Genomic DNA, 9,848 nt, shown 5'->3' with positions numbered 1-9,848 from the left:
GACGATCACCATCCTCGAGGGCGAAAAGCGCCCGGTGGCGGCGGTGGCCGACCACGTGGAGGTGCGCCACGTGCGCCAGGTGGAGATCGCGCAGGACCAGTCGAAGTCGGCGCGCATCCTGTTCGACCCCGACCACAGCCTGGCGGAGCGGGTGCTGCGGGAGCAGTTCCGGTTCTGAGGTGATCTGCCCTGCTCCCGTCACCCCCAGACAAAGCTGGGGGGCTGCTTTGGGCGTCCGGCGCGCGGTGAGAAAGCTGGATTCCGGCTTTCGCCGGAATGACGGTGGTTTGCGGGGCGGAGTGGATGGCGCGGCGCGAGGCGTTACGCTGCTTTCAGGAGGTCGGCCTTGAGGCGTTGGGCGATGAGGCGGGGGCGGCCGGCGGCGAAGCGGCCGACGAAGTCGAGCTGGTGCGGGCGCTCGGCCATGGGCAGGGCCTCGTAGCGCGTCATCAGCACCTCGATGAGGCGGCGGCCGAAATCATCCTGTGAGAGGGGGATGCCGTCCTGCTGCTCCTCGCGGGCCACGTCGCAGGCGGCCTGAAGGGTCCAGTAGCAGGACTCCGGCAGGCCGGCCTTGCTGTGGAGGTTGCGGAAGGCGGAGCCCGGCTTCACGAACATGGCGTCCTCGGCACGCTTCAGCGGCACATCGGCAAGGCAGGCCATGATCGCCGCCACCACGTCCATGGCGCCGAGGCAGGCGGCGCGCACGATGATGGAGGCGGTGAGAAGCTCGTTTTCGACGAGGAAGGTGACGACATTGCCGCGCTCCTCATCGGTGGCGGCGGTGAGGATGTCGAGCACGGCGTTCTCTTCGGCCTCGGTCACGATCTCCGTGGCGTCATTGGCGGGAAGCCAGCCGCGCTCGGCAACGAGCTGACGGGTGCGTGACGCCACGAGCCGCGCATGGGCGACACGGATGTCGAGCGGCAGGCCGGGGCTGGCCAGCAGGCAATCGAGGATCTCACGCTCCTCGCCGAAGCGGGCGTAGAGATCGCGGTACTGACCGGGCGTGAGCACGAGGTACTCGTTCTCCAGCATCAGCGCGTTGACGGCGAGCGGCAGGGACTCGATGATATAGTCGACCGCCTCGGCGGGAACGTCCGGGCGCAGCGCCACGGTGGCGCGGCGGGCGTCGTCGCCGACGCGCAGCACGGCCAGCATATGCCATGCGCTGAGTGCTGGCGTTTCAGCAAGGAACGGCAAGGCGATCTCGTCATCATCGGCGACGATGGCGAACAGCACGTCGGCATTGAGGGACGGCACGGCGGCGAGGCCCATGGCCAGGGCGCTGCGCACATCCGCCTCGGCATCGGCGGTGAGTTTCAGCACCGCGGGGATGACCTGCTCACGCTCGTTCAGGGGCGCGTCCTCGCGGGCGAGGAAGGCTGCGAGTTGTGTGGCAAGGGCGATGCGCTGGCCGGTGTCACCGGTGGCGATCACGTCCATGAAGACCTTGTCGTCGAGGCCGCAGAAGCTGTGCTCTATCTCGGGAGTGTGCATGATACCCTGCTCTTTCAGGTAAACTGTGCCATCCAAGATTTAACAATCCGTTCACCGTAAGGCGGTGTCCCGGCGCGGCCTCATTCCTTGGGAACCTGGGGGCTGGCGGGCGAGGTGACGGGGCTGACCGTCATCACCTCACTGCCCTTCGCCTTCAGGTGCTCGGGCTTGCGCCATCTGCGCCAGACGGCGAAGGCCGCCAGCCCCAGATGCACCGCGATCATGTAGAGCAGGAAGCCGTCATGACCCAGCCGCCCCATCATGGCGCCGACCAGGATGGGCCCAAGGATCGAGCCCGCGCCGTACAGCAGGACGAGCCTCGCGGAGGCGCCCAGCACCTGGTCCTTCGCGAGATGATCATTGGCGTGGGCGACGACGAGGGAATAGATCGGCAGCGAGATGACGCCGAAGGCGGTGACGAGCGCAATCAGCAGCGCGCGCGAGAGGTAGTTGCCGCCCGCCATGATCAGCACGCACACCACCGCCGCAGCGAAGCTGAGCAGCATGATGATGGTGCGGCGGTCGAAGCGGTCCGATATCCAGCCGATCGGATATTGCGAGAGGATGACGCCCAGCGGCGGCAGCGCCATCATGACCGACACCAGCGACAGCGGCAGGCCCTTGGCAAGGCCGAAGACCACGCCCAGCGCAAAGAAGGCGCTCTGCCCCAGGCCACAGGCCAGAACACCCACCACCGCGAGCGGCGAGGCGCGCCAGATCTCCGCCGCGCTCACCGGGCGCGCGCCCTCAACGCTCGGCGCCTCCGATGGCAGGAGGATCAGCGGCACCAGCGCCATCGACAGCAGGCAGGACACGATGATGAAGCGCACGAAGCCCGATTCGTCCGACACGTTGAGCAGAAACTGGCCGAGACCCAGCGCGCCGTAGATGACGATCATGTAGAGCGACATGATCTGGCCGCGGTTGCGGTTCGAGGAGGTGGCGTTGAGCCAGCTCTCGCACACGATGAACATGCCCGAGACGCAAAGACCCACGACGAAGCGCAGCACGAACCAGAACACCGGATCGACCCACAGCGGGAACAGCAGCGTCACGGTTGAAACCGTGGAGGCAAGTCCGGCAAAGGTGCGGACGTGGCCCACGCTGCGCACCAGCCGCGGCGTCACGAAGGCGGAGGCCAGAAGCCCCACGGAGAAGCCCGCCATGACGAAGCCCGTGACGTCGGTGCGGAATTCAGCCTCGTTCGCCGCAAGGCTGACGAGCGAGCCCGCCAGGCCATAGCCAAGGCACAGCAGGGCGACACTGGCGAGAAGGACCCAGATCGAGGTGTTGATCATTGCGCCAGCCAAGCATGCCGGGGCGAATCAGGCCAGACCCGTTATCGAAATCAGAGTTCGATGCCGGCCTGGCGGAGCTTGAAATGCAGAAGGTCACTGTCGCAGGGCATCATCAGCACATCGGCCGCGCCCTCGAGGATCGATTGGCCGAACATCTCGGTGTCCGGCGTGTCGGCGTAGAGGAACACCACAGGCGGCTTGCCACGGCCTGACTGCCTGAGACGCCTGACGAAATCCCGCGGGGCGCCGCCAGCGGCACGCGCCGGCATCATCACCACGTCCGGGGCATTGTCGTTGCAGAAGCGGAGCGCAACATCACCACCGGTGGTGAGGGACGTCTCGAGGCCCAGGCCCGACAGCATCTGCTCGAGATACTGCCTGCCCCTGCCGTCTTCATCAATGAGCAGACACCTTGTCATGTCTACCAACCTCTCCAGCACCATGGCGTCGTGCCTTTCTCCGTGCGTCTGACGAGTCCTGCGCGCGGCTGGTTAATGAGCCGTTAACAGCGTTTTCCACAACCTTTCCACATGGTGTAAGAGACTGAACCTGAACGTATTTCAGGCTTATGCACAGGTTTGTCCACAATGGCGGAATTGCGGCCTTGCCCACCCTTGCGAAGACCGGTGAGGCCGACTCAGCCTAGTTGCCGAGCATGATGTCGCGCGCCTTGCCAGCGGTGATGGCAAAGGTGGCGGTGAGCAGTTCAGGCCCCACGGCGGCGCGCGCGGTATAGGTGCCGGGCACCAGCACAAGGTTGGCGCCAAGGCCGGTTTCACTGGCAACCAGGGTGCCGCCAGCGTCTTCCACGTCCCAGCGTACCTCAGCCGAGGGCGAGCCCACGAAGGCCAGCCGCGCGAGACCTGCCCGGTGGGTGATGGCGAGGGTGCTGAGGCGGCCGGCCTTCACCGTGACATCAGCCACGGCGAGGGCGTTTCCTTCGGCCGCCTGGCTTTCGACCCGGTAGCGGCCCTCCGGCAGGCGGATGATGCCGCCGCCGGCCTCGCCCGAGGCCACGAGCCGGCCAGTACCGCTGCTGCCAAGCGCGAAGACGCGCAATTGCGGGCGGGCGGCGGGAAAGGCCGTCTCGCCCATGCCGACATCGATGCGCAGGCCACCCGCCTTCAGGATGAAGCTCACCATCAGGCGGACGCGCTCCGGCACGCTGACCGTATGCGCCTCGATGGCCGCGCCATAGGCAGCCTCGACCGTGTAGTCTCCCGGGGGCAGCGAGATATCAACCGAGCCCGTCTCGCTGGCGAACAGGATTTCGCCATCCGCCGCGCGGATCGTCCAGGCGATGTCACGGGTGATGAGGCCACCGTCCTCGGTGAGCCGCGCGGTCAGCTCCAGGCCCTCGCGGCCGGGCTTTACCACCTCGACGGCGACGGGCTGGGCCGTGGCCATCACCGGACCGAAAACAAGAAGAATGGCCGCCAGCGCGAGCCTCTCGGCTCCGCGGCGGAACAGCCGTGCACGGGTGACGCCGTCGTGCAATGCCCTTCTCCCCTTCCCTGCCTGATTGAAGGCGTTGACCTAACCATGGCCGCGCCAGGCCCGGCAACGCGGAGCTTAACGATTGGTTAATGACTGCTTCCCGCTTGGGCGCCATTGCGTTTTGCGGCCAGCGCCGCCAGATTGCATGCCATCATGCTCAATGACACCTCATCCGTTCTCAACCTGCTCAGGACCCGCAAATCCGCTTCCGCCAAGGCGATGACGGAGCCGGGCCCCAGCGCCGCGCAGATTGCCGAGATCCTCAGCCTCGCAACGCGCGTGCCGGACCATGGCAAGCTCGCCCCCTGGCGCTTCATCCTGTGGGAGGGCGCCGCACGGGCCGCCTTCGGCGACGTGATGCGGGCGCGCTGGCAGGCGCTTCACCCGGAGCATGGCGCCGAGACCCTCGATGCCATGCGCGCCCTGTTCCTGCGCGCGCCTGCAGTGCTGGGCGTCGTCTCGACGGCGGCAGAACACCCCAAGATCCCGGTGTGGGAGCAGCAGCTCTCGGCGGGCGCTGTGTGCATGAACATCCTGACCGCGGCAACCGCCATGGGCCTCGGCTGCCAGTGGAACAGCGACTGGGTGGCCTATGATGCGGAGATGGCGCATGCGATGGGCCTCAAGGCCCATGAAAGGATTGCCGGGCTGATCTATCTCGGAACGCCAGCAGCCCCGCTCGAGGACCGGCCGCGCCCCGATGCCGGGGCGCTGCTCACCCGCTGGAGCGCGCCATGACGATCCGCGCCATTCTCTTCGACAAGGACGGAACGCTGATCGACGTCAACGCCACGTGGATCCCCATCTATCGCGAGATGTTCATGGACATCTTCGCCACCGACATCGCCGGGGCCGAGGCGCTGATGGCGAAGGCGGGCTATGACAAGGCGGCAGAGCGCTTCCGCGCCGGCTCGATCCTGGCCGGTGGCACGACGCGCCAGCTGGTGGGCGTGCTGTGGCCGGAGATCGGCGATGAGGCGGCGGCCCAAAAGGTGCACCTGCTGGACCGCGGTTACACCCACCTCGTGAACGACAGGCTGATACAGCTGATGCCGCTCGCGCCTATCCTCTCAGAGCTGCGCGCCATGGGGCTGAAGCTGGGCATCGGCACCAATGACAACCACCTCTCCGCCATAGCGCAGATGACGGCGCTGGGCGTGATGGAGCATTTCGAGGACATCATCGCCGCCGACACGGTGCCGGTGCCAAAGCCCTCCGGCGATATGATCAAGAGCTTTGCCGCGATCACCGGACTTCCCCCCTCGGCAATCGCCATGGTGGGCGACAACCACCACGACATGGAAGAGGCGCGCAACGGCGGCGCGGGGCTGGCCGTGGCCGTGCTCTCCGGCAATGCCGCGCACGCCGACATCGCCCACCTCGCCGACCATACGCTCGACAGCATTGCCGAGCTTCCCGCGCTGCTCCGGAGTCTCTGATGTTCTATGATGCGGTGAAGAACGACCACGGCTTCGACATCGACCCGTTCAAGGCGCTGGTGGCGCCGCGGCCCATCGCGTGGGTCTCATCGCTGTCACGCGAGGGTGTGGCCAACCTCGCGCCCTTCAGCTACTTCAACGCCTTTTCGCAGAACCCGCATTACGTGGCCTTCGGCATCGGCCCGGTGAAGGACACGCTGCGCAACATTGAGGCCACGCGGGAGTTCGCGGTGAGCCTCGTGACCTTTGACCTGAAGGACCGGATGAACGCCACCTCCGCCCATGTCGGGCCGGAGGTCGACGAATTCGAACTGGCCGGGCTCGGCAAGGCCCCCTGCCGGATGATCGCCCCGCCGCGCGTGGCCGAAAGCCCCGCAGCACTGGAATGCCGCCTGTTCCAGATCGTGCCGCTTCCCGGCGAAACCGGCGAGGCCAGCGACCACATGGTGATCGGCCGCGTGCTGGGCATCCATATCGACGACCGCTACATCCACGACGGGCGGGTCGACACCGCGGCGATGCGGCCCATCGCACGGCTGGGCTACAGCGAATACACCACCGTCACGGAAGCCTGGCGCATGCGGCGGCCGGATTAACGCGGCGGGCGATCTGTTCAGATCACTCGAGGATTTGGGCTCCAACCGTGCCGTCACCCCAGGGAAATTTGGGGTATAGCTTTCCGTGTGCATGTACCGCACCCTGCTAGGCGATAACCACGTCAGCCATAGAGAACAGAGTGATCTGATCGGCCAGCGATGCCCTTTCAATAATCACCGCTACGACGCTTCCAAAGCTTGATTGGAGCGCGCGTTACAATGGACTGAGTTTGCGGACTGAACCTATCCAGTCTCCCGATGAAGTACTTTCCGCCTGCTTGGTGGACTCGCGCAAGTTCAAAGGCTTGAGCATGATCCGCAAAAGTGGTTTCCACTTTTGCGGATCATGCTCTCGAAACGACTGCAATCCACCTTCACAAGGAGCATTTTCCTGCAACTTGCATCGGGCAACTGCTCGTGGCGGCTGACAATACTTTACACCAGTGCTCCACTACGGTCTTCTTCCATGCGCTAAGTGAATTCAACGACCATTTCTGATTGAAAATATATTCTGGCCGATATGAACAAAGTCCCGGTCAAGCGAGGCGACTGCTCTCAGGAATGGTAGCGAAGTACCCTCCGCCGGGAATAGCCAGTCATGAAGCTCAATAACGACAAGCGGAACACTGCTCAACCAGTCTAGATTTTTTGAGAAAAGCTCTTCTTCGCCACCCTCGATGTCAACCTTTACAATGAAGGGCTCACAACCCTCTCTCTGTTTGTCAGCGATTAGGTTGCTCATTGAGAATCTGGCGATTGTGCCTATATCGGAGACTTGAGTTCGGAAAGACCAAGATTCAGCCTCCGGATTTGTTATCACAACCTTTCCGTCCTCCGATCCAACTGCTCCTCGAATAATCTCAACGTTGAGACCGTAACAATTTCTATCCGCGATGGAGGCATTCTCCTCGTCAGGCTCTATTGCAAGGACAAGGCTATCTGGAAAACGGCTCTGAAACCAAACCGCACTGGTACCAATGTTTGCTCCAGCATCAACAATGAGAGGGCGCTTTCCAGACTGAATGATACTTTCATATAGATGGTAGATCTCTTCGCCCCTGGCCAGCCGCTTTATTGAGTAATGTTTCTTAAAGAGCACCTGATCAATTACTGATTTATCAGCATGGGTGCCACGATGCAGGAAAACCCGTGAACGACCCGTTCCGACATCGATACTCGCAGCTCTCAGATCGTCGAAATTCATGCAGAGTGTCCGTTAGTGCTTAGTACAAAAAGTTAACCGAGTATCTATCATGGTTCAGCCCACCAGTACAATGCCTCGATCTTCTTCGCCTTGCGCCTTGTAAGTCTCGCAGTGCGTCTCCAGAATCGTAGTGCTCCCACCTATGATGTGAACGAGAATATATGAAGTGAAACAGTCTCGGTGGAGCAATCAGAGCCGACGGCTCCTATCGCTGGCTGCGATGTTGGATGATATGATCCGCGACGATGAGGCCCCGACCGGTAGCTCGCACCGCCAGACGCGTCGCGACTGGGTTCACCATTTCAATTCACCCGGTCCCGATTCATTGCTGGAAGCCTGGACCAGCGGCACCACGGTACGCTTGTCGTTGAAGCAGAAGAGCGAGCTGACCGCCCTCGTTGATGCTGGGCCCAGCAGACGGGCCGGCGGTGTTATGCGCTGGCGGATGATCGCCCCGCGGCGCTGGCATGCCGCCTGTTCCAGATCGTGCCGCTTCCCGGCGAAACCGGCGAGGCCAGCGACCACATGGTGATCGGCCGCGTGCTGGGCATCCACATCGACGACCGCTACATCCACGACGGGCGGGTCGACACCGCGGCGATGCGGCCCATCGCACGGCTGGGCTACAGCGAATACACCACCGTCACGGAAGCCTGGCGCATGCGGCGGCCGGATTGACGCGGCGGGCGGTCCGGTCAGATCACTCGAGGATTTGGGCTCCATCCGTGCCGTCACCCCAGCGAAAACTGGCATGACGGCGAGAGCAGGGCATTGATCTAAACTGATCGCCCGCCGCTCTAATTGTTCTTCGGCTTGCGGTTGCCGTTGCCGCTGCCGGTTTGGCCATATTCGAAGAACTTCCGGAAAATGCCGGGCGCCACGGCGGATACGGGGTTCATCTGGAAGGCGGGCTTGTCCACCGTGCCGCCGAGCGCGAAGGTGACGCCGATGATGCCCTGCCCCTTGCCGCCGGTGAGGATGTCTCCGAACAGGGGAATGTCGCCCAGCGCGGCGTTGAGCGCATAGACCGGGATGATGGTGCCGGTGATGTCGACCGCGCCGTCCGACTTGCGGATCAGGCCTTCGGCGCTGGCGCCCAGCTCCGCCCCCCTGACCAGGCTTTCGCCGATACGGATGAAGCGCGTGTCGGAGGTGAAGGGCAGCGTCAGCTTGTCGAAGGTGAGAGCCTCGCGGCGGGGGCCCGCCCGCTTGGGCTTGCCGCGCGCATCGAGTTCGGCGAGGGCTGCCTCGTTGCGAACCTCGAAGTTGCGCAGCACCAGGCGGCCATCCTTGACCGAGGAGTCGTCCTTTCCGAGCAGCGCGTAGAATTCGATCTGGCCGCCGGCCACCTTGGAATAGAGATTGGCCGCGCGGATCGCCGCCCCCCCGTCACGCCCGTTGATGCGCATCTCGCGCCCGCCCTCAACCGGGGTTACGCGGAAGACGACGGGCTGGCCGTTGAGGAAGGAGCCCTCGATCTCCGCCTTCTCGAGGCGGCCACCTTGCGCAGTGAGGCTGCCCTTGACGCCCGTGACGATCTCGCCACGGTTCGCGTACAGCCTTTCCAGGTTCAGGCTGACGCTGACCGGCTTCTCAGCCTTTTCGTCCTTGGCGGGCTGCTTCTGGTTCGCTGCCGGCTCACCTGCATCGCCGCGGTTGCGCGAACCGAACATGGAACGGATCAGGGGGCGCGCATCGAAAGCGGCACCCGTGATGGCGATGGCGGTACCGCTGCCGCGCACGGTGATGTCAGCCGTGAAGCGGTTCTCGTCCGACAGGCGCACATCGCTGAGCCGCGCCGAGCGAAGCCCCTGGCGCTTGGGCGCCAGCGACAGATCGCCCTTGACCAAAAGCCCCTTGCCCTTGATCTCCAGATCTTCCACCCGCGGGCCCTTCTCGCCCTTGGAATAGTAGACGAGTTTCGCCAGGGTCTTCGCCGCCGCCGGGCGGAACCAGCTGATGGCCTGCACCCTGAGTTCCACCTCGCTGAGGTCAGCCTCGACCTCCACCTTGCCTTGCGGGTCGCCGAGATCGGGAATGATGGCCTTTACGCCGATGGGTCCGCGGGCGAAGGTGCCGAGATCGATACCCAGCGTGCGGCGCTGCTCGCCGTCGAGCTGGGTCTCGATCACCGCAGACTGCCTGAACTCAGGCGCGGGCCCGCGCTCCCACGCGAGCTTCGAGGGAATGCCGGAGATCCTGACCGGCCCCGTGGCCCTGAACACGCCCTTCTCCACCGTCAGGTCGATGTCGCCGTCGGAAATGTCGATGCCAGGCAAGGCTTCCTTCAGTGCAGCGTTGGAAAGCTTGGCGG

10 protein-coding genes and 1 pseudogene are annotated in these 9,848 nt (G+C 64.2%); 5 read left to right on the top strand and 6 right to left on the bottom strand.

Features of this window, described 5'->3' with window-relative positions; all coding sequences use genetic code 11:
- Nucleotides 1–178 (top strand): annotated as a pseudogene (ppnK, locus tag ACILRA_RS14010) (NAD(+) kinase); the annotation flags it as partial.
- Nucleotides 179–321: 143 nt separating this feature from the next.
- On the opposite strand, the gene ACILRA_RS14005 reads toward ppnK, so the two are convergent.
- The 4 genes from ACILRA_RS14005 to ACILRA_RS13990 form a co-directional block, all read right to left on the bottom strand.
- Nucleotides 322–1,500, bottom strand: coding sequence for a DUF2336 domain-containing protein (locus ACILRA_RS14005; RefSeq protein WP_395662713.1), 1,179 nt, complete (start codon nucleotides 1,498–1,500; stop codon nucleotides 322–324).
- 80 nt (nucleotides 1,501–1,580) lie between these two features.
- On the bottom strand, nucleotides 1,581–2,798 hold the full coding sequence (locus tag ACILRA_RS14000) for an MFS transporter (RefSeq protein ID WP_395662712.1): 1,218 nt from the start codon (nucleotides 2,796–2,798) through the stop codon (nucleotides 1,581–1,583).
- Between the two features lie 50 nt (nucleotides 2,799–2,848).
- Nucleotides 2,849–3,217 carry a hypothetical protein gene (locus ACILRA_RS13995; RefSeq protein ID WP_395662711.1) on the bottom strand — a complete coding sequence of 123 codons (369 nt, stop codon included), beginning with the start codon at nucleotides 3,215–3,217 and terminating at the stop codon, nucleotides 2,849–2,851.
- A gap of 223 nt (nucleotides 3,218–3,440) precedes the next feature.
- Nucleotides 3,441–4,295 carry a hypothetical protein gene (locus tag ACILRA_RS13990; RefSeq protein ID WP_395662710.1) on the bottom strand — a complete coding sequence of 285 codons (855 nt, stop codon included), beginning with the start codon at nucleotides 4,293–4,295 and terminating at the stop codon, nucleotides 3,441–3,443.
- Nucleotides 4,296–4,448: 153 nt separating this feature from the next.
- Here ACILRA_RS13990 and ACILRA_RS13985 point away from each other — a divergent pair, with 153 nt between their 5' ends.
- From ACILRA_RS13985 to ACILRA_RS13975, 3 genes are read left to right on the top strand one after another with little or no spacing between them, the layout of a single operon-like run.
- Nucleotides 4,449–5,033, top strand: coding sequence for a nitroreductase (locus ACILRA_RS13985; RefSeq protein WP_395662709.1), 585 nt, complete (start codon nucleotides 4,449–4,451; stop codon nucleotides 5,031–5,033).
- The gene (locus tag ACILRA_RS13980; RefSeq protein WP_395662708.1) at nucleotides 5,030–5,734 is read left to right on the top strand and encodes an HAD family hydrolase; all 705 of its coding nucleotides are present in this window, start codon (nucleotides 5,030–5,032) and stop codon (nucleotides 5,732–5,734) included. The genes ACILRA_RS13985 and ACILRA_RS13980 overlap by 4 nt, the downstream gene beginning before the upstream one ends.
- On the top strand, nucleotides 5,734–6,330 hold the full coding sequence (locus ACILRA_RS13975; protein WP_395662707.1) for a flavin reductase family protein: 597 nt from the start codon (nucleotides 5,734–5,736) through the stop codon (nucleotides 6,328–6,330). The genes ACILRA_RS13980 and ACILRA_RS13975 overlap by 1 nt, the downstream gene beginning before the upstream one ends.
- Nucleotides 6,331–6,811: 481 nt before the next feature.
- Here ACILRA_RS13975 and ACILRA_RS13970 read toward each other — a convergent pair whose 3' ends face one another.
- Nucleotides 6,812–7,534, bottom strand: a complete 723-nt coding sequence (locus ACILRA_RS13970; protein ID WP_395662706.1) for an FkbM family methyltransferase — start codon at nucleotides 7,532–7,534, stop codon at nucleotides 6,812–6,814.
- Nucleotides 7,535–8,059: 525 nt separating this feature from the next.
- On the opposite strand from ACILRA_RS13970, the gene ACILRA_RS13965 reads away from it, so the two are divergent.
- Complete coding sequence (locus tag ACILRA_RS13965; RefSeq protein ID WP_395662705.1) at nucleotides 8,060–8,212, top strand: hypothetical protein; 153 nt, start codon at nucleotides 8,060–8,062, stop codon at nucleotides 8,210–8,212.
- Nucleotides 8,213–8,331: 119 nt separating this feature from the next.
- Here the strand turns inward: ACILRA_RS13965 and ACILRA_RS13960 are convergent.
- On the bottom strand, nucleotides 8,332–9,848 hold a 1,517-nt coding region (locus ACILRA_RS13960; RefSeq protein WP_395662704.1), incomplete at its 5' end, for a hypothetical protein.

Origin of the sequence: Aestuariivirga sp., assembly GCF_044239095.1 — a bacterium.
Lineage (GTDB): Bacteria > Pseudomonadota > Alphaproteobacteria > Rhizobiales > Aestuariivirgaceae > Aestuariivirga.
This window is presented reverse-complemented; position numbering and strand designations above follow the sequence as displayed.